The following is a 24238-nucleotide window of genomic DNA, read 5'->3' as shown; positions in this document are numbered from 1 at the left end:
ACCATATACCCTATCTTATCATAATTATTATTATTTTCTTTGATTGTGGAAAAATTTCTTAATTTTGCCACAAATAATATATCGGAAAAAATTTTCTAAAAATTATAAAAATTTAGTTGATTATCTTTTCTATCCTCCATATAATATAAAAAAGGTCTAAGAGGTGAGGTCAGTGAAAGAAAAGTCGTATTCTGAAATCATGAAGGCCAGCGTAATGAAACGCATAAAAGCCAAGGAATCTTTTGTTCTGGACCTGTACGTTGACATGCTGATTTCTGAAATCCAGCTCAATACGAAAAAAGAAAAATTGCTGTCGAAAATTGATAAAGCAATAGATGATCGCGATCAGGTTTTATTTTTAACCCTGACAGAAGAATTGAAGGATCTTAATAAACAATTTGGAACTTAGATGATTGAAATCCCCCATATCGGGGGTTTTTTATTATTTTAAGATATTGCTTCTGGCGTGTCAGACACTGCTTAAAACGGGCCATAAGGAATGCGTTCCTCTTTCCCATCCAGCCTGCATTAATCACATCTCTAATTCCATACGTCAAAAAAGCCCCCGAATATCGGAGGCTCATACGTTTAATTTCCCTGTTCATTCCGCTTTTGCAGCTCATATTCTTCAAGCCTTGAAATCCGCTCCAGCATCGTCGGATGGCCATATCTGAATATTTTCACCAAGAGCGGCGGATTCACCTGGCTGAGCCCTGCCCTTGTCAGCTCCTGAAAGGATGAAATGGCAGCATCCGCATTGTCCGTCATTTCGATCGCGTACTTATCTGCGCGAGTCTCCTGATAGCGGGAGACAAGGTTTGAGACCGGACTAGCGGCGAACATGATCATTGACAGGAACATGAGGAATAACGGCAGTGACCTCAAATCACCTGGATCGCTGATTTTAAATTCCCGCCCCCAGCGGGAAATAGCCCACTTCATCAGCCTCGAGACAAGATACAATCCAATAAGCGGCAGCAGCAGATATCCAGCTATTCCGAAATAAATATGTTTCTCAACATAGTGCGCCATTTCATGTGCCATGATGAACAAAATCTGGTCATCATTAAGCCTGTTGAGGGTGGTATCCCACAGGACAATGCGGGAATTAGAGCCGATGCCGGTAACATAGGCATTAAGGGCATTTGTTTTCTCCGCCATATTCACCTCGAAAACATGCTTTGCAGGAATATTCGCCTCGCCTGCAAGATCAAGGATTTTCGTTTCCAATTCCTTGTTCTTAAGCGGATAAAAATCATTATAAAGCGGATCGATCACAACCGGCTGAAGGAACATGATAAAGAGCGTGAATGGAACAGACAGAAGCCACGCGAACAGCCACCAGGATCTTTTGAATTTGTTCATCAGCCAGTAAAGGACGACAACAATTACGACCATCATCGCGTAATTGATCCAAAAATCAATCAGTTCATCCTTCATCCATGAAGTAAAGGTCTGGGTAGAAATATTATAGGTTTTTGAGAATGTATAGCTTATATAGCTAAGCGGGAACGTTGCGATAAAGGCGAAAAATGAAAGCCAGATCATATAGATAGCCGTTTGCCCATATTTATTCTTTGAAGTGTCTTCTGCCCATTTCTTAAAGGCTTTGGATAAGCCAAGAAGCAGGATCAAAAAGTAAAACAGCCATTCAAACGGTGTGGACAGGAAAAATAATAGGTTTCTTATTTTTGAATATTCCTCAGTCAGCATCAATTCCCTGCCGTTCATGAAGGTGGCAGGATCGGCGCGAGAGCCTTCATATTCAAACGGCAAATTTGTATCTGCAAAATAAAACAAATACCAGTACACAGCGAAGCCATACAGAATATAGGCGATGATGCCAATGAAGCCCATTTTCCTCGCCATAGCTTTTCCCCCTTTTCGTACAAACCATCTATAACTATTGTAGTCGTTTGTCCTCAAAATAGAACAAGTTATTCGGTGCATAAAAAAAGGGTGCCGGGAAGCTGTTCACTCCCCGGTACCCTTAAATTTTTAACGTATATGTTCAGTTAAGAAACGTTTGATCTATCAAAGTTTTGAAATCCGGCTTATCCTTTAGGAATTTTAAAGCATATGAAGAATCAGAGAAGGCCTGGATTGTCTCCTGATCTACTTCATAAGTGAAACCAATTCGATCCCATGCAAGCTCTACAACATCCTGTTCAAGCGCCTGGCCTGTTGTTTCTTTGATGTCCTTGATAGTGATTTTCTGAGCTTCAGCTGGATTTTCATTAATGAAGTCCACAGCTTCCTTGTGGGCAGCAATGATTTTTTCTACTGTTTCAGGCTTCTCTTTTATCATTTTTCCGGAAGTGACCATTACCGATGCTGGAAGAGTTTCGCCAAAAGAAACCTCATCCCAGCCAATGACGACCTTTGCACCGGTTTCTTTTTCAATTACCGCAGCCCAAGGTTCAGGTGCTACTGCAATATCGATTTTCCCTGCTTTCAGCATGGCCGCATATTGTGCAGGCTGGCCAGTAAGATGCTTCATAGTGCCGCCAATGCGCTCTGAAGTGATTCCCGCTTCCTCAAGGTATGTTTCATACTGGACATCATGCGTGCAGCCTACGCCTGGAGTGATGAAGGTCTTGCCAGCAAAGTCCTCAACTGAATCAATCTTTACGTCCTTCCTTGCCAGGACAACTGTCCCGCCAGTAGATGCACCTGCAATAATTTTCACATCTGCACCTGTTGTATAGTTGTTCATCGCAGGCCCTGGCCCAACCAGGCCAGCATCGATTTCACCTGTCTTAAGTGCAGTCATGAATGAACCGCCCTCAGCAAATGTTTTATACTCAACTGTCGTTCCATCACCAAGCTGCTTTTCATAAAATTTTTGATCCTTGGCAACCATCGCAGGAACATGATTGATATTTGGAAAATACCCTATCACGATTTTTTCCTTGCCTGCTGACGTCTTCGATGCTCCGCCTGAACCACAGCCAGCCAGCACCATCGCAGCTGTGAACAGTACAGTTAGAAATAAAATAGCCTTTTTCATTAATAATCCCCCTTAATTTTAAGATTCTAGTCCCCATCGCTGCAGCACTGATTTCTCAACGCGCTGGAAAATGACCTGGTCAACAATGGTTCCAATAACACCAATTATGATCATGACCCCAATAACAAGCGCCATGTTGCCGAAATCCGAAGCATATCGCAGCGTATAGCCCAGCCCCGGTCCGGTACTTAATAATTCCCCGGCCATTAGGGCACGCCAGGCAAATGCCCATGCGAGCCTCGCACCAGTGACGGCGTATGGAATCGATGCCGGAAAAATAACCCTCCTGAACAAATCCAATCCGGTCGATCCCATCGTTCTCGCTGCTTTTATATATAAAGGCGAGACGTTCTTAATGCCCATTCTTAAGTTAAGGGTCATCACGAATGTGCCGCCAAGTACAACAACAAAAATCACAGCTTTTTCATTCATGCCAAACCACATGATGGCAAGCGGAAGCCAAACAATACTAGGCACACTTTGAAGTGCCAGCACGACTGTGCCGATCGTCTCATCCGCCGACTTTGATCTTGCAAGAAGAACCCCAAGTGCAGATCCAAGTACGAGTGAAATGCCAAGACCGATGGCGAGGCGCTTGAAGCTGGCAATCAAATCGTAGATCAATGTCTTATCCTGAAAGCCTGTCACCAGTGCTTCAAGGACTTTTTCCGGTGAAGGGAGGATGATTGGAAGCCACCACTCAAGCTTCGAACCTGTATACCAAAAAGCAATAATGGCAGCGAAAAATATGATTCTCTTAATGGTTGGATTCATTTGCCAGCTCCTCCCTGACCACTTTGTCGATCTCCTTCTTCAGGAATCCCATGATATATTCCTCCAGCTCGATCATTGCCTGTTTGTGCTGGTGGCGCGGTCTTGGAATATCCACTTTGATATCCTGCAGGATTGTGCCTGGCTTCGTCCCCATCACAATAATGCGGTCTGATAGCTTGATTGATTCAGAGATACTGTGAGTGACGAACAATATTGTCTTCTGTGTTTCTGTCCAGATTGTCTCAAGCTGATCATGGAGACGAGACCGCGTCTGCTCATCCAATGCCCCAAACGGTTCATCCATAAGAAGAGTATCCGGATTCATTGCCAGGGCCCGCGCAATTGCAACGCGCTGCTGCATTCCGCCAGATAATTCATGCGGATAATGAGCTGTATAATTGCCCAGTTGAACCATTTGCAGGTATTTTTTCGCTTCTGCCTCTGCCTCTTTTTTTGACAGCTCCTTTTTTAATGGAAAAAGAACATTTTCAAGCACATTCAGCCATGGAAATAGCGCTGCCTGCTGGAACACCATTCCTCTGTCCTTTCCCGGCTTCTCAACTTTTTTGCCATCGACATGAATCTCTCCGCTGGTAGCAGGAGTAAGCCCTGCAACAATTGATAGAAGAGTAGATTTACCGCAGCCCGATGGCCCAAGGATAGAAACAAACTCCCCTTTATTCACACTAAGATCAATACCTTTTAATATATCAACCTGGTGATTATTTTTATCTGCGTACTGTTTATGGACGTTGCTGATTTCTATGAACATCTATTCTAATCACCCTATTCTTATAAAACATATTATAATACTCGGAATTAATAATGATAATTATAATCTATTCTCCATCCTTGTCAACATTTCATATTATTTTTTCTTTTGGAGCCTGTTTTTTCGGTTTGGTTGAATCAGCAAAGATTATTGGAGAAACTTTTTATGGTGTGTAGAAAAAATTGTAACTAATACGGGCATTGGTTGCCTTTTACTTCAGGTGAGCGGAAAAATGGGCACCAATACGGGCCATCGGTGATTCTTTTTTCAAAAGGCGTCAAATGAGGTAACTAATAGCCTGCTTTGAAGTATGATTTTAGACGGATATTAGTTCCATTTAGATAAAAAAATAGACCTGCATAGCCTGCAAGTCTAGAAGAAATACGAATATAAAGTTAGTACCGAAATGGACCCAATGACGACAACAATGACATTGGCTCCAAGGAAAGCTGCAATGAAGGCGGCGGCGGCTCCGATAATCCCGTACCAGATATCTTCCTGGATGAACAGGATTGCCGGAAAGATCAGCGCGCCGAGGGTGGCATAAGGTACATTTTTCAAGACCCCCTGCAAAAATGGCGGGAGCTCTTTGCCCTTGAACATGACAAAAGGCAACATCCGTGGCAGGTATGTGACTATAGCCATTCCGATAATCATGATGACGATTTCTTTATTCATCAGCTTTAGCCCTCCTGCCATTTTTCATGGTTTCGATTCCCTCAACAATGGTCGCTGATAAGAGTGTAGCCAGCACAATTGCCCATCCGGTTGACATTAATTCCGCCAAAGTAAAGATAGAATTGAAGCTTGCTGCGAGCACAGCGAGGAATACTACCTTTACATTGCCTTTCATTGAAGGCACGAGCAGGCCGACAAACATGGCATACAATGCGACGGACATGCTTTCCTGCAGGGTTTGCGGCAGTCCGGCTCCAATCAGGAAGCCCAAGCCGGAAAAAATGACCCAGCTTGAATACGCAGTAAGGTTCAATCCAAACATGTATCCTGCATTGACTGTTCCTTCGCGGGTAGCTGCAACTGAGAAGGTTTCGTCAGTAATCCCGAATGAATAGGCCATCCGCGCAGGGATTGTGTCTTCCTCGGCCTTTTCATTCAACGAAGCGGACATAAGGAAGTGGCGTATATTTACAATGAAGGTAGTAAGAACTACTTCAAATATCCCGATTCCCTGTGCCAGGAGGCTTAATGATATGTATTGGGCGGCACCGGCAAATACAAGCAGGCTCATCATAACTGTTTCGCCTAATGTAAGTCCGGTCGTTTTCGCAATCAATCCGAACGTGAGCGCAATCGGCATGTACCCTATCGCAATGCTGATGCCTGACTGAATCCCTTTTTTAAACTCTGTTGCCTGTTTTACTGCCAATGTACTCTCCACGCGCTTCCCGCCTTTCTTTTTCCGTTAGCCTTCTGTTAAACAAGGCTGTTGATTTTCGTTCCAGGCGCTTCGCTTTCCTCTGAAGAATTATGAAAAAGCCCAATTGCCGGCTTTTTCAAGAGCGAATTCTTCTAGGGGCGTGCGGTCAGCCTCCTCGTCGCTTCGCTCCTGCGGGGTAAAATGGCCCCTTCATTCCGGGCCATTTCTACCTAGGTCTCACCTGTCCCGCTTCATCCCGAAGGAGTCTTCGCGCCTTCCACTACAATCAACAGGGTTTAAAAATCAACATTCAGCTTTAACAGAGCCTTCCGGTAAAATCTCCGTACAATTCAAAATCCTTTAATGCGTTAATCGATTTAAATCATTAAAATATATTATACATACTTCCATCGTTCTGGAAAAGTGTTTCTTTACACGAAATAAAAAACACGGCTAAAGCCGTGTTTCTTCACTTCCCTCTGAATACTGGCTTCCTTTTCTCGCTGAACGCGGCTAAAGCCTCGAGGCGGTCCTCAGTTGGAATTGTCACTTCATACGCTTTCCGTTCGATTTGCAGTCCTGTCTGCAAATCGGCATTCATTCCCTGCTTGATTGCGAATTTTGCCTGCTGCAGCGCAACAGGGCCGTTCGCAAGCATCTGTTCAGCCCACTTAAAGGCTTCATCAAGCAGATTTTCTTTGACCGCTACTGAATTAACGAGACCGTACTGCAATGCCTCTTCTGCGGAAATTCGCCTGGCAGTCAAAATCAATTCCAATGCTTTTGCCTGCCCGATCAGTCTTGGCAGCCTTTGTGTACCGCCTGCACCTGGAATGATCGCAAGGCTGGTTTCCGTCAATCCCATCAGCGTGCCAGCTGCTGCGATCCGGAAGTCACAGGCCAGGGCCAATTCCGTTCCGCCACCAAAGGCGAATCCATTAATCGCTGCGATTGTCGGCTGGGGCAGCTGATCAATTGCTGAAAAAACCTCGCCGATTTTGTAAATGTTCCGCTTCACATCTTCGTCTGAAAGAGTACGGCGTTCCTTCAGGTCAGCGCCGACACTGAACGCTTTCTCTCCGGCACCTGTAAAGATGACCACTCGCGCTTCAGTGCTGATCCTGATTTTTTCCACTGTTTTTTGCAATTCTTCAAGCGTTTCATAATTGAAGGCATTAAGGGCATCCGGCCGGTTGAGGGTAACAATCGCGACATGCCCTTTTAATTCAAATTGAATATTCTCCATTTAAAACAGCTCCCTTCTTCTATCTTTTTCGCTTTGGAAGCAGAAATCCCTTCCTAAATAAAGAGGCAAGCTGATGAGCCTGCCTCCTTCTTATTTTATTGGCCCTGCAATACCTGATTTTTTAAAGCTCTTCTTAAAATTTTTCCGGTAGTATTCTTAGGAAGCTCTTCAAGGAATTCAATGGAGCTTGGCAGCTTATACTTAGCAAGGTGCTCACGGCAATAGTCGAGCAGCTGCGCTTCGGTCAGTTCTGGATTCTTGCTTACCACATAACATCTGACCGCTTCCCCAAGATTAGGGTCGGGTACACCAAGCACCGCGACTTCGACAACATCGGAGTGATTATAAAGAACTTCTTCCACCTCGCGAGGATATACATTGTAGCCGCCGACAATGATCATATCCTTTTTGCGGTCGACGATGTAAAAATAGCCTTCGTCATCCATCCGGGCGAGGTCGCCAGTATACAGCCAGCCGTCTTTAATGGCAGCGGCTGTTTCTTCCAGCAGCTTGTAATAGCCGATCATTACATTCGGACCGCGGACAATCAATTCGCCAACTTCCCCTGGTGCGACTTCCTCTCCCAGCTCATTGACTACCTTATTTTCCACATTGATGATGGATGTTCCAATTGACCCCGCCTTGCGAGGGCGGTCAAGTGGATTGAAGCATGTTACTGGAGATGCTTCTGACAATCCATACCCCTCGGAAATCATGACATTGAATTTTCTTTCAAAGTTCTGAAGCAATGCAACAGGCAATGAAGCTCCACCGGAAATACACAATCTCAAAGACTTCAAATCTTCGGGATTTCCCTCTGGGTATTGGAACAAGAAATTGTACATAGTTGGGACACCAGCAAATACAGTGGCCTCATGCTGCCTTGCAATTCTGAACACCTCTGCCGGACTGAATCTAGGCACGATTAACAGCGTTCCGCCATTCATCAACGGTGCATTCAGGGCTACGGTCAGGCAGAATACATGGAACATTGGCAATGCTGTAATGACGCGGTCATCTTCATTCATCTTCAGGTAATCGCTTACATCTTTAGCATTGCTGTAAAGATTTTTGTGTGTAAGCATTGCTCCCTTCGGCTTACCTGTAGTGCCTGAGGTATAAAGAATGATAGCTACATCATTTTCGCTCAATTCTGGTCCCTTGTAGTCAAGGTCACCAGAACCGACGACATGTGTAAACGGTTTCATTTTTGAGCCTAATGTCAGATTTGCGATTTCCTGGTCGGACATTTGATTCTGCCCAGTTTCACAGATAATGAAATGCTCTGCCTTAGGAAGCAGCTGGTGCATTTTTTCAGCCAGCGGCAGCATCAGATCAAGTCCGACTACGGCCTTTACATCCCCATTGTTCAGGATGTAGCCAATTTCATCTGCGGTGTAAATAGGATTGATAGGGATTACTGTTGCACCGAGCCTTAGTGCCCCGTACAAACTGATGACAAAATGCGGAGAGTTTCCTAACAACAGCGCGATATGATCGCCTTTTTTCACCCCAAGTTTTTCAAGGCCGGATGCGAATTTTGTTACAGCTGCATCCAGTTCAGCGTATGTACTAGCTTTGTCCATGAAAAAATATGCCGGCTTATCGCCAAGCATCGAGGCAGTCTGATGAAGCTGTGATGAAAGATTCATAACTCCCTTCCCCCTTTGCGGTATTAAAAACCACGAAACTTTTTACAAAAGTTTTCTAAATATATTATATTGAAAGAAAATTATGTATTCAAGGTAAATGTACTAAAATTGTCATTTTTTATAGTAAAAACACAAAAAGCGCGGTGGTATGGCCACCGCGCCTTCCTTGCTTAATAAATCAAATTGATGAAATCATCCATCGAAATATTACCGAAATAATGTTTAACGTCCACTTCCTCGAGTGCTGAAGCCATGTGTGTCTTTTCATATTTCACGCCGGTAAGCTTATCCTCGATTTCTTTTACATCACCAACACCAAAGAAGTCGCCATATATTTTGCAGTTTTCAATGATGCCTTTGTTCACTTCGAACCTTACATCGATTTGTCCAACAGGAAAACGATGCGAATGCTGAATGTTAAACTTTGGTGACTTGCCATAGTTCCAATCCCAATTCTGGTACCGTTCCTTCGACAGCTCATGGATGTTTTCCCAATCCTTTTCTGTCAAAACATACTCGGGGATTTCCTCCATGCCTTCAAAGATATTCTTCAGCAGCAAACTGCGAAACTCTTCAATCGTGACTTTTTCAGATAGGAATTCGGAAATATTCGCGACCCGGCTGCGAATCGATTTAATTCCCTTCGATTCAATTTTATCTTTTTTCACGTTCAGCGCCGATACAACGCTTTCGATTTCGGAATCGAACAACAGAGTGCCATGGCTGAACATCCGGCCTCTGGTGGAAAATTGTGCATTTCCGGAAATTTTCCGCCCTTCAGCCAGAATATCATTTCTCCCGCTTAACTCCGCGTCTACTCCTAATTTCTTCAAGGCGTTAACAACGGGCTCCGTAAACTTCCTGAAGTTATGGAAGCTGTCTCCGTCATCCTTGGTAATGAAACTGAAATTGAGATTTCCTAAATCATGGTATACTGCTCCTCCCCCGGATAAGCGGCGGACGACATGGATGCCATTCTTCTCGACATACTCTGTATTGATCTCCTCGATCGTGTTTTGGTTTTTGCCAATGATGATCGATGGTTCATTAATATAAAACAAAAGATATGTTTCATTGATATCAAGATTTTTGAGTGCGTATTCTTCAATGGCAAGATTGATTCTTGGGTCAGTGATTCCTTTATTGTCGATAAATAGCATGAGTGATTCCCCTTTTTATAATGTCAATTCCAAACCTTCTCCGGCAAGTGTGATAGGGCCTTCATATTCCCCTGCTGCCTCTGTAACCAGCTGTTCAAGCTCACCATAATGCGGAAGGTGGGTCAGTACCAGGTGCTTTACCCCGGCAGCCTTGGCTAATCTTCCGTTATCAAAACTGTTCATATGTCCGGCAGCCTTCCCATCCTGGCTTCCATAGAAGTTGCATTCAGACAGCAGCAAATCTGCTCCTGATGCGAAGGGGATGAATTCTTCTTTAAAGGAGGTATCTCCAGTATAGACGAGCGTTTTCCCGCCTGCTTCTATGCGCATCGCATAGCATGGAACAGGGTGGGCGGCAGGGATAAACTCAATCGTAAAAGGACCTGCCTCCAGTTTTTTTTGCGGATCGTACGCCACACCTTTTGTGATGTTTTTATATGTAAGCTTTGCAAATTCCTGCTTGTCCTTTGCATGGCCATAAATCGGCAGCTGAGGTGACTTTTTGCCCAGAAAGCCCTGGATGAGCCGTGCATGCTGCAAGACACCGATATCTGCAATATGGTCCGGATGATAGTGAGACAGCACCAATGCATCCAAATCTTCCGGCTGGGCGAAGTTTTGCAACTTTGCCAGCACCCCGCTGCCAAAGTCGATCATCAGTTTAAAGCCATCATGCTCCAGCAAATATCCTGTGCTCGCTTCATTGATTTTTGGGTATCCACCCCAGCATCCAACGATTGTAAGCTTCAATGAAATTCCTCCTTTTATCACATCTTTGCTTTCACTATACTTCATTTTGCCCATTTTTTCATTTCATCGGTTTTTTTAAAAAAAGAAGATTGACGCCGTTAAACTGTTATAATACAATTTAATTAATATTAAATCTGTATCAAAACACTTTAATTTTGGAGGGGAACAGCATGATCGAAAATATCGTTGAATTCTTTCGCAATTTACCTCAAAAACAGTGCATGGAGTGTGGAGAACCTATTAAAGAACAGCATGAATGCTATGGCAATAAGTGCGATGGCTGCATGCATCCTGGAAAACTATAATATTGACTCTATGTTTCCATTCCGGTAAACCGGTTAAATACAATCCCTTAAATGAAAAGCCAGCTCGTTCTATATGAACGGCTGGCTGATTTTTTTCTCTTTTTTAATTTTCTGCTATGGTTACAGTCTTTATTTTTCCGTGGCTGCTGCAAATTTTCTTTTATGCATGAGATGGAAATACAGCCAGGTTCCAACAGATAATGCAGCGATATAGATCGCCAGGATAGCAGCATTATGCCACATAAAATTGAAGTCTCCGCTGGAGATGACTGCTTTGAATCCCTGGACAGTATATGTCATCGGCAGAAGCGCATTGAATTTCTGCAGGAATCCTGGGATCAATTCCAGCGGGAATGTACCTGCACTCGTTGTCAGCTGAAGAATCAGGACAATGATGGCAACAAAACGGCCGGGGTCTGCCAGGGTCGTGACAAGGAATTGAACCAAAGCAATAAAGGTGATGCTTGTTATGATGGAGAACGCCATAAATAACGGCAGGCTCTTAACATCAAGGCCCAATCCTACAATCAAGATTAAGTCGGCAATCAAAGCCTGTATAACACCAATTCCAGCTAACACAGCAAATTTACTCCTGAACCAATTGAAGCCGCTGGCCGGTACACCCGCCGGCTCCCTTAAAGGGAATACAATCGACAGAAGCAGGGCACCAACGAAAAGTCCTAGTGACAAGAAGTATGGAGCAAAACCTGTTCCGTAGTTTGGAACACTATTGATCTCTTCCTTATCCAGCTTAACTGGTGCTGCCAGCATATTATAGGTTTCTTCATCTGGATTTATTTTTGCTTCCTCTGCACCAGCTGCAAGTTTACCCTGCAGCTCAGAGGTGCCGTCAGCGATTTTTCCATTTGCATCCGCTAATTTACCTGCTCCATCAGCAAGCTGGTCTGCACCAGCTGTCATCGCTGAGGAACCTTCTGTCAGTTTATCCATGCCTCCAGCAAGTTTTGTGCTTCCTTCTGAAAGTTTTATGGATCCATTCTTTGCTTCCTCAAATTTATCTCCGAAAGTCATCATGCCAGTATGGAATTGCTCTTGGCCAGACTGGAGCTTTTGGGCTCCTGCAGCCACTTTCTCGCTCCCTGATGAAAGAGCTGTCATGCCATTTTGGAACTGTTGCTGTCCTTTCAGCAGTTCCTCCAGGGTGCCAGAAAGCTGCTCTGCGCCACCCTCCAGTTTACCTGCTGAATCGGAAAGGTTCTTTGTGCCACCAGCCAGTCCTGCACTTCCCGCCTCAAGCTTAGCAAGTGCTCCTGCTAGCTGTTTTTGCTGCTCTGGATAGGCGCTTAATAGAGGCTGCATCTTTTGAAGCTGCGCTTGAAGCTCCTGGATGCCTGCATGAAGCTCAGCCGCACCAGCTGCCGCACTGTCGGAACCATTTTTCCAGGCAGACAGGTTTTGTGCCAGCTGATCGGATCCTTGCTTGATCCGGCTGGTTCCATCTGTTAGGGAAGATACGCTGCTATTCGCAGTTTTCATACCTTGCTGAAGTTCAGAAGCTCCTGCTGCCAAATCACTTCCACCCTGCAGCAGCTCCCCAGACGCTGATTCGAGCTTTTTATGCCCATCCTCCAATTGTGACAGTCCGGATGCCAGTGAATTTGCACCCTTTGCCAGCTCTTTTGTGCTGGAACTTGCAGTGTTCATACCCTGATTGAACTCAATCGATTTCCCTGCCAAAAGTTCCAAATTATTATAAAGCTCTTTTGAGCCGGTTTTAACCTTATCGGCACCAACAGTTATTTCTGAAGCACCATCGCTTGCCTTCTCCAAACCATCAGCAAGCTCACCAATTTTCCCAAACATTGTTTCTGCATATGTTTCCGTCACTTTCTCAGAAACAGAAGCTTTGATTCGCTCCGCTGCTGTCTCCCCAATTTGGGCTGACAGGAAATTGAAACTTTCATTAGGACGATAAACGAGTTCAAGTTTTTTTGGTTCTTCGTCCATTAAAGTAGTGGCATTTTCAGAAAAGTTTTCCGGAATTTCAATCAGCATATAATATTCCTGATTCTCGAGTCCCTTCTTCCCGTCTTCTTCATTTACAAACTCAAAACCGAAATCCTTGCTCTCTTTCAATTTCTCAATCAGATTATCCCCCAGCTCAAGTTCCTTTCCATCTATGACGGCACCATGATCTTCATTGACAACAGCTACTGGAAGATCTGCCAGATGTTCGTAAGGATCCCAAAAAGCCCACAAGAACATGCCGCTATAAAGTACTGGTATAAATAAAACAGCAATAATTGGTATCAGTAGCTTTTTATTGCGGAAAATAGCAAGCAATTCTTGATACAAAAGTTTGTTTTTCATTGATGTTCTCCTCTCACTTACATTCTCAAATTGATTTAAAGTGCTTAATTATCTACGCTGTTTTTTGAGAAGTTCTTCATTTTTCACTCATAGGTCCCGATGATAAGAAGGTTCCTGAGTTTGTACAGCAATACCCGTTCAACACAACTGACCAATTTGCCCATCTGGTCATTTAACTCCAAAAATCAAGGATTATCTTAATCAGACAATCCTTTAAAGATGTAAAATTCAAAGAGCCGGGCAATTTCTTCCTTATTAAGCTGCTTATGTTTTTTCTCCCAGTCAAAAACTAATGCAATGTAAAGCTTCATCATGATAAATGCTGTGATTTCCGGATCGCATTGTTTAATCTCGCCTTTTTGGACAGCCGTAATGACCTTCTCTTTAATGAAATTCAAAATGGCCGATTCTAGTCGTTCCATCACTTCAATCACTGCTGGTGTCCCAATATCCCGAGCTTCCTGGGAAAGCTTGATCGATAGCTGATGCTCTTTGCGGAACTCAAGCAGCCTGTATAATGAACGGTGGACATTTTCATAAAAGGAATCATCAGGACTGACAGATTCATCAGCAACTCTTTTCATTTCCTTGATCAGCCTGTTGATGATTTCATCAAATAACTCTTCTTTATTCCGGAAAAATGTATAAATTGTTCCTTTTCCGACATTCGCAAGCTTGGCAACCTGATCGATGGTAGTAGCCTTATAGCCATAAAGTGAAAATGAGTTTGTTGCTGCTTCAATGATCTGCTGTCTGCGATCTACCGCCATGACTTCACTCCTTTCATAAAAGTGACCAAATGAGAAAATCGGTCAATAAGTTCATTTGTACTTTAACATAGGTTTTGTAACTTTACAAGTTATAAATCTGAGTAAAAGAAAAAACCCTATAAAAGGGTTTTAAGATTTTAAATTCAGATAGCTCATGATTTTTTCTACAGCTGCTTCACCCTGGTCAATGCAATCCGGGAGGCCAATTCCTTCATAGGAACTTCCGCCAACGAACACTCCTGGGAGCTCATCCGCAAGATCCATCTTCAATTTTGCAACTCTTTCCTTGTGTCCGACAGTATATTGAGGCATTGCTTCCTTCCAGCGCGATACAACCGCAAATTCTGGCTTGGCCTCGATATCCATTGTTTTATTCAAATCTTCCAGTGCAATGTTAATAATCTCGTCATCCGGCAGGTCGACCACCGCTTCGTCCCCTGGCCGCCCAACGTACAGGCGGAGCAAAGCCTTCCCTTTCGGAGTTGTATGCGGCCATTTTTTATGAGTCCAGGTACATGCCGTGATTGAATAATCACTGTTTCTGGAAACAACAAATCCGGTCCCATCGATATCCTGTTTAACCGCACTCTCCGGAAAAGCCATTGCTACCGTTGCTACAGATGTGGAAGGGATATCACGGAACGGGTCAAAGATATGTTCGTGTTCTGTGAACATATGCAGGGCGGCTTCATGTGGAGCGGATACAAGGATGCTGTCTGCTTCCAGTGTCTCTCCGCTGCTCAGCCGCAATAGGTAGGCCTCAGCCTGTTTGCTGACTTTATCAACTCTGACCCCCTTGAGTACGGAGCCAGGCTCAAGCTTTGCTTCAATAGCATCCACAAAAGACTGCAGACCAGTCGTAACTGTCAGGAACATCCCTTTTTTCTTTTCCGGTCCGCTGCCAGCCGGCTTCTTTTTAGGCGCCGGGGTAGTTTTCTTCGTGCCCAGAATCAGGCTGCCATACTTCTGTTCAACTTGATAGAATTGCGGGAAGGTGGACTGCAGACTCATATTATCAATATCCCCAGCATAAATTCCCGAAAGCAATGGCTCGATCAGGTTCTCAACCACTTCATCCCCCAGCCTTCTTCGGAAAAATTCACCCAGTGACTGGTCCCCCTTCACCTTCGATGGCGGCATGAAAAAGTCTCCAGCTGCCCTGAACTTTCCTGGCCAAGAAAATAATCCGGTCGTAACGAATGGACCGATTTGGGTCGGGATTCCCATCACTGAGCCGCCAGGCATCGGATGAAGCTTTTCTTTAACAAGGACATAGGATTTTCCGGTGCTGTTGTTGACAAGCTTATCGCCCAATCCTACCTCGCGTGCAAGGCGGCCTGCGCTCTCCTTTCTTTCAAGGAAGGAATCCGGGCCTCTTTCAATGACAAAACCATCTTTCACATATGTCTGCATCTTCCCGCCGACACGATGGGATGCTTCAACAAGCTTTACTTCGAGTGGAAGATTGCTTTCCCTGGCATGTTTCTGCAGATAATAAGCTGCTGCCAGGCCGGTGATCCCACCGCCGACGATGACTGCCTTTTTTATTTTTGTCACGGTAAATCGCCTTCTTTTTATAGTTTTAACGTGAAATGGACAGCTTCTTTATAATTACGTCTGCCATTGCATCAATAAATTCCGGCTCAGCATTCGGCATTGGAGGCCTGTAATAGCTGGCTCCTACTTCATCCGTGACTTTCTTGCATTCGTAATCATTGTCATACAAGACTTCCAAATGATCTGAAACGAAACCGGCAGGAACATAGACAAATGCTTTATAGCCCTTTGCCTCGAAAAGGTCGCGGGTCAGATCCTGAACATCAGGACCAAGCCATGGCTCTGGGGTGTTTCCGGCACTTTGCCAGCCCACTTCATAATTCTTGATATTCGCCTTTTGGGCAATGAGCTTTGCCGTTTCCTTTAGCTGTTCTGGATATGGATCGCCCAGCTGGAGGATCTTTTCTGGAAGACTGTGTGCCGATACTATCAGTACAGCGTTTTCCTGCTCGTCAGCAGGCATATCAGCGAATGTTTTTTCGACTCTGTCTGTCCAATACTTGATGAACTTCGGCTCATCGTACCAGCTCTCAACGGACACGATTTCAGGACCGCCGAGCTTGGCTGCCTCCTCCTTCGCTCTCCCATTGTATGATTTCACGCTGAAAGTGGAGAAATGAGGCGCCAAAACAATGCTGACAGCTTCTTCGAGCCCATCGTCATGCATTTGTTGAACAGCGTCCTCGATAAATGGTTCGATATGCTTAAGACCAAGATACATCTTAAATTCAATCTCATCCTGAACGCTGTTTAAATGCTGTTCGAGCTTCTCGCCTTGTTCGAGTGTAATCTTTGCCAGAGGGGAGATACCGCCAATCGCTTCATAACGCTGCCTCAAATCCTCCAGCATTTCCGGGGATGGCGTCCTGCCGTGGCGGATATGTGTATAATAACGTTCAATATCTTCTTCTTTATAGGGTGTTCCGTATGCCATTACGAGGAGACCCATCTTTTTCTTTGCCATGATTGCACCTCTTTTTTCCTGTCTCTAAGCTTTTATTCTGCCAAAAGCGAGCCTATTTTACCAATTATAATGCTCTGGATCGGAAGGTCTCTTTTGCAGCCTTATTTGCCAAGCTTAGATGCAGAATATTCATGAATGAAAGCAGTCAATTTTTTCAGCGTTTCCGGGTTTACTGAAGGGAATACACCATGCCCAAGGTTGAAAATATACCCTGGCTGTGCCATTCCTTGATCAAGGATGGCTTTTGCCTTTTCTTCAATCACATCCCAAGGTGCAAGCAGAATTGCCGGGTCAAGATTGCCCATGACAGTTTTCTGGATTCCAAGCTCACGTGCTTCACTGATTTGTAGGCGCCAATCCAGTCCGACAACATCAAGCGGCAGGTCATTCCATTCCAATGCAAGATGGCTCGCCCCGACACCGAACATAATTAATGGTACATTTTCATTTTTCAGTTCAGAAAAGATCCTGTTCATGACTGGTTTAATGAAAGTACGGTAATCTTGTACATTAAGCGCCCCAACCCATGAATCAAAGATTTGGATCGCTTTTACCCCAGCTTTGATCTGGGATTTCACATATGTAATAACCATGTCGCCCAGCTTGTCCATTAGCGCAAACCACGCTTTCGGCTCCGCATACATGAACGCTTTTGTCTTGTTATAGTTCTTTGATGGGCCGCCTTCAATCATATAGCTTGCCAGTGTGAATGGCGCACCGGAAAATCCGATCAATGGCACTGACAGCTGTTCCTCGGTAAGGAGCTTGATTGTATCGAGCACATACGGAATATCCTGCTCTGGATTGATTTCACCAAGCTTCTCGACATCCGCAAGCGATCTTACCGGATTATCAATCACAGGCCCTATACCTGACTTAATCTCTACATCCACACCCAAAGCTGGAAGCGGTGTCATGATATCCTTATACAGGATAGCAGCGTCCACATCATATTGTTCAACAGGCAGCCTTGTTACATATGCGCAAAGCTCCGGCTGATGTGTAATTTCAAATAATGAATATTTTTCCTTGATTTCTCTATATTCAGGCTGAGACCTGCCAGCCTGTCTCATATACCAGACGGGAACATAATCTGTACGCTCTCCTCTGGCTGCTTTCAGGAATGTATCGTTGATCGTTTTGCTCATTAGGGGAAATCCACCTTTCAGTAGTTACTGTATTACATTGTAATATAAATGTTTTAAAATAAAAAACACCTATTTTGTGCTATATACACTATATCCTTTTTAAGGACCAATTTCATAGAAGACGCTCGAAAATGTCATAAATTTGACGAATTTTACACATGGAGCTAGTGAAAACATTAAAAACACATCAGGATTAGGTTTACCATGCCTTAATTAGTATAATTAAATGATGGGAAGGTATTATTTAATGAGGTGAAAAAGATGAAGGTATATTTAACATCCGGTACGCCAGATTATTTAATGAAAATGAAAGCGAAGCACCCAGGGGAAAATCTTGTGCTCATGAACAATCTGGATTCGGCCATCCTTGCCCATGAAACAAACGGGGAGAGCCTGTTCAATGAACCAAGAAGATATGAAGTTATTGATTCTGCAGGCACGCTGGGCCAGGAAGGCTTTGCAGTCCTGAACAATATTCCTGTCACAGATGAAGGACGGCCGCTGTTTGAAGACCGTTTCTTAAACCGTCCGCGCCTGATTGAAAATGAACCTGGCTTCCAGGCAATCCGTGTATTGCGCCCTCTCTCTTCAAACACTTATATCATCCTGACCGTTTGGAAAAATGAAGGGGCTTTCGAAAATTGGCAAAAATCAAAGGCATATGAACATGCCCATAAAAACCGCGGAACTGAAGCAGGCATAGACAGCGCGAAGCCTAATATTTTTGAAAGTGCTTCATATGTATCCAAGTATTATATTAGTGAATAACTGAATTAGAAGCTTCGAAACCGCAGGCAGCTTAAAAAGTGTTCGTTAAATACGGAGGCAAAAAAACACAAGATGCTGGACATGGCATTCTTGTGTTTTTTATATTCAGAATGAATTTATTATAAGATGGGCTTTTACTTCACCAGCCCGTTCCTGTTTGCATAAACCGCAGCCTGTGTCCTGTCTGCCAAGCCTAGTTTGCCAAGGATATTGGAAACATGAGTCTTTACTGTCTTGACTCCAATATATAATTCTTCGCTGATTTGCTGGTTGGTCATTCCGTCGCCAATGCACTTCAGCACATCCAGTTCACGCTCGGTCAAGTCATTGTGCGGTTTCCTTTCGGGCATCCTCAATCTGTTCATCATCTTGTTCGCAACCTTTGGTTCGATCACTGCTTCGCCTCTTGCTGCCTTTTCTATCGCCTGGATAATTTCAGCTGCGGCCGCGGTTTTCAGCATATAGCTGAATGCTCCAGCCTCTATAGCAGGAAAAATCTGTTCATCGTCGTAGAAGCTTGTAATGATGATAATCTTGCATTCAGGATAGAAACCCATGATTTCTTTTGTAGCTTCAATCCCTGTACCGTTTTCCATTAATAAGTCCATTAACACTACCTCCGGCTGCGTTTCCCGGACAAGTGCAACAGCCTTTTTGCCGCTATCTGCTTCACCAACAATTTCTATGCCTGGTTCAGTGGCCAAGTAAGACAGGATTCCCTTTCTCACCATTTCATGGTCATCGACAACCGCAACCTTAATTTTCCCCACTATCCTTCCCTCCTCATCGCCGGTATCCGAATTTCAATATATGTCCCTTCATTTTTCTTCGATCGTATATTATATGTACCGCCTATTTGCTCACAGCGTTCCCGCATCGTCTTTAAACCATATGAAGTGATTCTTTCCTTATGAATGTCAAAGCCCTTGCCATCATCCCCGATGAACAGCCGGATATAGTGATCATCATCCGTCAGGACAAGCTTAACCTTTGTCGCATCAGCATGGCGGATAATATTTGAAAGAGCTTCCTGTACGATTCTGAAGATATGCTCCTCTGCCGCTTTAGAGATGTCCTCAATTTCATCAATGCTTGCTTCAAAATGGAGATTTGTTTTTTGCTTCAGCTCCTGAACAAGCTTGATGATTCCCTCGCACAGGCTTTCGCCGCTCAATTGGACTGGACGCAAATGAAGAAGCAATGCCCTCATTTCCCCCTGAGCCTTGACGGCAATTTCAGAGATTTGCTCCAGCTGCTTCCTTGCCTTCTCCGGATCTTGTTCGAATACTTTCAAGGAGGCCGACGACATCATGCTTAATGCAAATAATTGCTGGCTGACGACATCATGCAGGTCTCTGGCCAGACGCTGTCTTTCCTCAATAATCGCTGCCGTCCTTGCGGTTTGTGAAAGCTCTGTTTTTTCCTCAGCGAGCTTCTGCAGGGAATGGACTTGTTCCTGAATATATTGTGACAGCTGATTCAGTTCTTCTGAAATCAACCCTACCTCATCCTTTTCATAGGTCCTGAGGTTTTCGCTGAATTTCCCTCTCCTCAATGCTGCTACGAAAAGCAAGATATCACCAAGCCTGCCCTTGATCAGCTGACTGCCTCTTAACCCAAAATATAAGCCGGCCGCAGACAGGACAATAAAACAATACAGGACAAACCAAAAGGCAAATATTGCAGTAAGGCTGCTATCCGGTTCTATATACAGGTAGATTTGCAGTCCAATAAAAACAAATGCTGAAGAAATGAACGCCATCATTAAGAATGTCTGGACAAACCAACTCCGGATACTGGAAATCTCCTTCATGCTCCTTCCCCCTAAACCCTGTCAATCCGAATGGAACCGACCTTCAGTTCAACTGTAATATTTAGTTTCCTGTTGGCCTCATCATAATCCTCTGTCATATATGTGATATTGTGGCGGATATGATCCGGAGCGTAATCAAACACTTTCACTTCCCCCACACTTACCGCAGCGTATATTTTAACCGGAACATCCTCCGGGATAATCATCCTGACCTCTCCGATCAAGCCCCTGACCTTTACCGGTGTTTCTTTATCGGGGATAAAGCCCTTGCTGAAATCAATGAAATAATCCCCGATCATATTGTATAGATCCATGGGCTCGACTGCCCAGTTCTGTGTTTTGAAATCGACATCTCCTATGGAAAGTCCTCTAATCCTCCTCAAGGAGCCTGATTCTTTTATCTCTGCAGGAAAATCCGTTTTAAAGCTTACGTTCATTTTTTTATTTTTGAAAATCATACCGACGCCAAAATAGACCAATAGAATCGGCCATAGTTTCCAGCCATCCTTGAAATGGAAGGTTAATATTCCTGATCTGTCCATGATCAACAACGAAGAAAAGATCAGGATGAAGATACTCCACCAAAAATGCTGTTTTTTCTTCAGCAAGGTGTTAACCAGCTCTCCAATACCATAAACCAATAACCCATATGGATAAAAAACGACAAATAGCTCTTTTATTTCCCAGGAAATGACACCGATATTAATCAACAACAAAATAATCCCTAAAGCTGACAAAAGAATCGCAACCACAATTTGGTTTATTGAAAGATCGCGCAACCGCTCCCCCTACTTTCTTCCTATCCTAAACTCTTATTCTTTTTTAAAAGTAAAAATCCCTTCTTATCTTCAATTTTAAAAAAACTTGCCCATTCTCTACCCCCACCTCAGGTCACTTTTTTTCTCCGTCTGGAGACTGAAAGAATATTTCCGCATGCCTCTCACAACTTTTCGCAATAAACATATTCTGTATTACTCATATAGGGAATTTGCCTAGTCAGCAGATTAACAGTCACAGAACTAATAACCTCTAGGGGGAAGGTGAAGTTTTTGGTTATAGAGTTAACAGCACTTCATTGGATATATGTTTCATTCATTGTTCTGATCATCGGCTTCATGATCAAGAAAAGGGATACTTCCTTAATCTCCATAGCCGGCATATTCTTGCTCGCTATTGTTGCAACAGGCTCCCTCAGCGGATCCGTCAGCGGCATTTTCAACAGTTTCATCTATGCGATTACCGAACTGCTTCCAACGATTCTGGTAATTTCCATCATTGTGGCGATGAGCAGGACATTGACGGTAACCGGAATTAACGATGCGATGATTTCACCGTTTGCCAGGCTGATTCGTACACCCGCTTTGGCCTACTGGACAATCGGGATTCTGATGATGGTCATTTCCTGGTTTTTCTGGCCATCGCCTGCTGTCGCCTTAATGGGAGCTGTGCTGCTTCCGGTTGCTGTCAGGGTGGGACTGCCCGCTTTAGGAGTGGCAGTAGCGATGAATCTTTTCGGCCATGGCATTGCGCTTTCAGGGGATTTCATTATCCAGGCTGCTCCTAAGCTGACTGCTGACGCAGCCGGAATACCGGTCGGTTCTGTCGTCCAGGCGAGCATCCCGCTTGTAATCGTAATGGGCGCTGTCACTACCATAACTGCTTTCTATCTATTAAAAAGAGATATGAAGAATGGCAAACTTAAAAGCGGGGAAGTTGCCGAAATTACTCCGGTCAAGACTGGTGAGCAAGCACTTTTATCTGACGGTGCGAAAAAGTTCTTTGCCATACTGATTCCGATTCTATTCGCTTTGGATGTTGGAGCAATGTCGATCCTTAATTTGCAGGGCGGGGACGCCACCGCGCTTGTAGGCGGCACCTCGGTTTTCATTCTTATGCTGATATCCCTCGCAGCCCATAAAAGCAAGGGCCTCGAGAAAACAACAAGCTATTTAATTGAAGGTTTTCAGTTCGGCTTCAAGGTCTTTGGACCAGTCATCCCTATTGCTGCTTTCTTCTATCTTGGTGATTCAGGCTTTACCAAAATCATCGGCGAGCATTTGCCTGAAACCTCTCAAGGAATCGTAAATGATCTCGGTGTTGCGCTCGCGTCCGTCGTGCCGCTGAATGCAGAAGTCGGTGCGGTCACTCTGACTGCAGTTGGAGCGATCACAGGCCTTGATGGATCAGGTTTCTCTGGAATTTCACTGGCAGGTTCAGTTGCAACAATTTTTTCAACCGCAATCGGTGCAGGGGCGGCAACCCTTACAGCACTTGGGCAAATCGCAGCCATTTGGGTTGGCGGCGGTACGCTTGTCCCATGGGCCTTGATTCCTGCGGCAGCAATCTGTAATGTTGATCCATTTGAACTGGCGAGAAGGAACCTTGTCCCGGTGACAGTCGGGCTTGTTGTCACCACAATTGTAGCCATGTTCCTGATTTAATGTTGAATCTCTTAAAATACTGGAGCCAAACCGGCTCTGTTTATATATGAAGCTTCCCTTTTCGGAAGCTTCTTTTTGCTGATTAAGAGTTTGTTATTATCATATGATGATATAAATGTTATAATTGTTTAAATTATCAAATTTTTTAAGGAGTTGAATTCTTTGCAGGATCAGCTATTTAGCAAAATTGAGAATCTGTATGCCGAAATGGTAGAAATTCGGCGTTTCTTGCACCAGCATCCAGAATTGTCTTTTCAAGAAGTAAACACGGCGAGTTACATCAAGGCTTATTATGAGAAGCTGGGAGTTGAAGTCCGGGGCAATGTTGGCGGCAATGGGGTTGTTGCAAAAATCCATGGCTCCAAGCCTGGAAAAACGGTGGCACTCAGAGCCGATTTCGACGCACTGCCAATCCAGGATGAAAAGGATGTCCCTTACAAATCCCTTGTCCCTGGTGTGATGCATGCTTGTGGCCACGACGGCCATACTGCCTCGCTGCTTGTGCTGGCAAAGGTTCTTTACGAGGCTCGCGAAAGCCTTCAGGGCACGTATGTCATGATTCATCAGCATGCCGAGGAATATGCTCCAGGCGGTGCAATTTCGATGATAGAGGACGGCTGCCTTGAAGGAGTGGATGTCATCTTCGGCACCCACTTATGGGCAACTGAAGACACAGGCACGATTCAATACCGCATCGGTCCGATCATGGCTGCAGCCGACAGATTTGAAATAGCGATCCAAGGCAAAGGCGGACACGGTGCCCAGCCTCATAAAACAAAGGACGCCATCGTGGCAGGGGCACAGCTAATAACGAATCTGCAGCATATTGTGAGCAGACGTGTGAATCCGGTCGATTCTGCTGTAGTATCAATAGGTTCATTTGTAGCTGATAATGCTTTTAACGTAATTGCAGACAAAGCCAAGCTGGTCGGTACAGTCCGGACATTTAATGAAAACACGAGGGATTTCATTGAATCAGAAATAGAAAAAATCACGAACGGTACATGCCTGGCACTGGATTGTTCCTATGAATATATTTTTGACAGAGGCTATCCGGCCGTCGTAAACCATGCGGCAGAAACAGAGTTCCTCATTGACTGTGCTACACGTGTACCTGAAGTGAAGAAAATCGAGGAAACAGAACCGCAAATGGGCGGCGAAGACTTTGCCTATTACCTGAAGCATGTAAAAGGGAGCTTCTTCTTTACTGGTGCGAAACCAGGTGCAGGAGACCCTTACCCACACCACCACCCTAAATTCGACTTCGATGAAAAAGCCATGGTGATTGCTGCTAAAACCCTTTGCTCAGCGGCCATCCATTATCAGACTAGGGAGAATGCCAGCAAGAAGGAACAAGAAACATTGGCATAATCAGAAAAACGTAAGCGCCTCGTGGGCT

Annotated in this window: 23 protein-coding genes; 5 read left to right on the top strand and 18 right to left on the bottom strand. The window is 44.4% G+C overall.

The window, feature by feature from the left end; genetic code table 11:
* The first annotated feature begins 172 nt into the window (after window positions 1-172).
* Window positions 173-409, top strand: a complete 237-nt coding sequence (locus AC3EBE_RS15115) for an IDEAL domain-containing protein (RefSeq protein WP_488595870.1) — start codon at window positions 173-175, stop codon at window positions 407-409.
* Between the two features lie 179 nt (window positions 410-588).
* Here AC3EBE_RS15115 and AC3EBE_RS15110 read toward each other — a convergent pair whose 3' ends face one another.
* The 10 genes from AC3EBE_RS15110 to AC3EBE_RS15065 all read right to left on the bottom strand — a co-directional run bounded on the left by AC3EBE_RS15110 (window position 589) and on the right by AC3EBE_RS15065 (window position 10742).
* The gene (locus AC3EBE_RS15110) at window positions 589-1869 is read right to left on the bottom strand and encodes a M48 family metallopeptidase (protein WP_488595869.1); all 1281 of its coding nucleotides are present in this window, start codon (window positions 1867-1869) and stop codon (window positions 589-591) included.
* Between the two features lie 142 nt (window positions 1870-2011).
* Complete coding sequence (locus tag AC3EBE_RS15105; protein ID WP_488595868.1) at window positions 2012-3010, bottom strand: aliphatic sulfonate ABC transporter substrate-binding protein; 999 nt, start codon at window positions 3008-3010, stop codon at window positions 2012-2014.
* Between the two features lie 18 nt (window positions 3011-3028).
* Window positions 3029-3784, bottom strand: coding sequence for an ABC transporter permease (locus AC3EBE_RS15100; RefSeq protein ID WP_488595867.1), 756 nt, complete (start codon window positions 3782-3784; stop codon window positions 3029-3031).
* Window positions 3768-4556 carry an ABC transporter ATP-binding protein gene (locus AC3EBE_RS15095; protein ID WP_488595866.1) on the bottom strand — a complete coding sequence of 263 codons (789 nt, stop codon included), beginning with the start codon at window positions 4554-4556 and terminating at the stop codon, window positions 3768-3770. The genes AC3EBE_RS15100 and AC3EBE_RS15095 overlap by 17 nt, the downstream gene beginning before the upstream one ends.
* Before the next feature lie 372 nt (window positions 4557-4928).
* The gene (locus tag AC3EBE_RS15090) at window positions 4929-5234 is read right to left on the bottom strand and encodes an AzlD domain-containing protein (RefSeq protein ID WP_488595865.1); all 306 of its coding nucleotides are present in this window, start codon (window positions 5232-5234) and stop codon (window positions 4929-4931) included.
* The gene (locus AC3EBE_RS15085; protein WP_488595864.1) at window positions 5227-5955 is read right to left on the bottom strand and encodes an AzlC family ABC transporter permease; all 729 of its coding nucleotides are present in this window, start codon (window positions 5953-5955) and stop codon (window positions 5227-5229) included. The genes AC3EBE_RS15090 and AC3EBE_RS15085 overlap by 8 nt, the downstream gene beginning before the upstream one ends.
* Before the next feature lie 448 nt (window positions 5956-6403).
* Window positions 6404-7180 carry an enoyl-CoA hydratase-related protein gene (locus AC3EBE_RS15080; RefSeq protein ID WP_488595863.1) on the bottom strand — a complete coding sequence of 259 codons (777 nt, stop codon included), beginning with the start codon at window positions 7178-7180 and terminating at the stop codon, window positions 6404-6406.
* A gap of 95 nt (window positions 7181-7275) precedes the next feature.
* Window positions 7276-8832 (bottom strand): fatty acid--CoA ligase family protein, encoded by a 1557-nt coding sequence (locus tag AC3EBE_RS15075; RefSeq protein ID WP_488595862.1) that lies wholly within the window; start codon window positions 8830-8832, stop codon window positions 7276-7278.
* A 170-nt stretch (window positions 8833-9002) separates the two neighbouring features.
* Window positions 9003-9992 carry a lipoate--protein ligase gene (lplA, locus tag AC3EBE_RS15070; RefSeq protein WP_488595861.1) on the bottom strand — a complete coding sequence of 330 codons (990 nt, stop codon included), beginning with the start codon at window positions 9990-9992 and terminating at the stop codon, window positions 9003-9005.
* A 15-nt stretch (window positions 9993-10007) separates the two neighbouring features.
* Complete coding sequence (locus tag AC3EBE_RS15065) at window positions 10008-10742, bottom strand: MBL fold metallo-hydrolase (protein WP_488595860.1); 735 nt, start codon at window positions 10740-10742, stop codon at window positions 10008-10010.
* A gap of 170 nt (window positions 10743-10912) precedes the next feature.
* On the opposite strand from AC3EBE_RS15065, the gene yhfH reads away from it, so the two are divergent.
* Window positions 10913-11047 (top strand): protein YhfH, encoded by a 135-nt coding sequence (yhfH, locus tag AC3EBE_RS15060; protein WP_335378315.1) that lies wholly within the window; start codon window positions 10913-10915, stop codon window positions 11045-11047.
* A 129-nt stretch (window positions 11048-11176) separates the two neighbouring features.
* On the opposite strand, the gene AC3EBE_RS15055 is transcribed toward yhfH, so the two are convergent.
* The 5 genes from AC3EBE_RS15055 to hemE all read right to left on the bottom strand — a co-directional run bounded on the left by AC3EBE_RS15055 (window position 11177) and on the right by hemE (window position 17817).
* Complete coding sequence (locus AC3EBE_RS15055; protein WP_488595859.1) at window positions 11177-13378, bottom strand: YhgE/Pip family protein; 2202 nt, start codon at window positions 13376-13378, stop codon at window positions 11177-11179.
* 197 nt (window positions 13379-13575) lie between these two features.
* Entirely contained in the window at window positions 13576-14148 is a 573-nt protein-coding gene (locus tag AC3EBE_RS15050) for a TetR/AcrR family transcriptional regulator (RefSeq protein WP_488595858.1), read from the bottom strand.
* A 129-nt stretch (window positions 14149-14277) separates the two neighbouring features.
* Window positions 14278-15705 carry a protoporphyrinogen oxidase gene (gene hemY, locus AC3EBE_RS15045; RefSeq protein WP_488595857.1) on the bottom strand — a complete coding sequence of 476 codons (1428 nt, stop codon included), beginning with the start codon at window positions 15703-15705 and terminating at the stop codon, window positions 14278-14280.
* A gap of 25 nt (window positions 15706-15730) precedes the next feature.
* A complete protein-coding gene (gene hemH / locus AC3EBE_RS15040) occupies window positions 15731-16669 on the bottom strand; it encodes a ferrochelatase (protein ID WP_488595856.1) in 939 nt (312 codons plus the stop codon).
* Window positions 16670-16770: 101 nt separating this feature from the next.
* A complete protein-coding gene (hemE, locus tag AC3EBE_RS15035) occupies window positions 16771-17817 on the bottom strand; it encodes a uroporphyrinogen decarboxylase (RefSeq protein WP_488595855.1) in 1047 nt (348 codons plus the stop codon).
* Between the two features lie 261 nt (window positions 17818-18078).
* On the opposite strand from hemE, the gene AC3EBE_RS15030 reads away from it, so the two are divergent.
* The gene (locus tag AC3EBE_RS15030) at window positions 18079-18585 is read left to right on the top strand and encodes an antibiotic biosynthesis monooxygenase family protein (protein WP_488595854.1); all 507 of its coding nucleotides are present in this window, start codon (window positions 18079-18081) and stop codon (window positions 18583-18585) included.
* Window positions 18586-18719: 134 nt separating this feature from the next.
* Here AC3EBE_RS15030 and AC3EBE_RS15025 read toward each other — a convergent pair whose 3' ends face one another.
* Genes AC3EBE_RS15025 through liaF form a run of 3 tightly spaced genes read right to left on the bottom strand, consistent with a single transcriptional unit; the run spans window position 18720 to window position 21177 of the window.
* Window positions 18720-19355: a response regulator transcription factor gene (locus AC3EBE_RS15025; protein ID WP_488595853.1), complete on the bottom strand. Its 636-nt coding sequence runs from the start codon at window positions 19353-19355 to the stop codon at window positions 18720-18722.
* Window positions 19355-20398: a sensor histidine kinase gene (locus AC3EBE_RS15020; RefSeq protein WP_488595852.1), complete on the bottom strand. Its 1044-nt coding sequence runs from the start codon at window positions 20396-20398 to the stop codon at window positions 19355-19357. The genes AC3EBE_RS15025 and AC3EBE_RS15020 overlap by 1 nt, the downstream gene beginning before the upstream one ends.
* A gap of 11 nt (window positions 20399-20409) precedes the next feature.
* The gene (liaF, locus tag AC3EBE_RS15015) at window positions 20410-21177 is read right to left on the bottom strand and encodes a cell wall-active antibiotics response protein LiaF (RefSeq protein ID WP_488595851.1); all 768 of its coding nucleotides are present in this window, start codon (window positions 21175-21177) and stop codon (window positions 20410-20412) included.
* 270 nt (window positions 21178-21447) lie between these two features.
* On the opposite strand from liaF, the gene AC3EBE_RS15010 reads away from it, so the two are divergent.
* Together AC3EBE_RS15010 and AC3EBE_RS15005 are read left to right on the top strand one after the other, a co-directional pair.
* Complete coding sequence (locus tag AC3EBE_RS15010) at window positions 21448-22839, top strand: hypothetical protein (RefSeq protein ID WP_488595883.1); 1392 nt, start codon at window positions 21448-21450, stop codon at window positions 22837-22839.
* 162 nt (window positions 22840-23001) lie between these two features.
* A complete protein-coding gene (locus AC3EBE_RS15005) occupies window positions 23002-24210 on the top strand; it encodes a M20 family metallopeptidase (protein WP_488595850.1) in 1209 nt (402 codons plus the stop codon).
* Window positions 24211-24238 lie beyond the last annotated feature (28 nt).

The sequence above is a fragment of the Mesobacillus sp. genome, assembly GCF_057785455.1.
The sequence above is the reverse complement of the archived record's forward strand: the minus strand, read 5'-3'. Positions and strand labels throughout refer to the sequence as shown.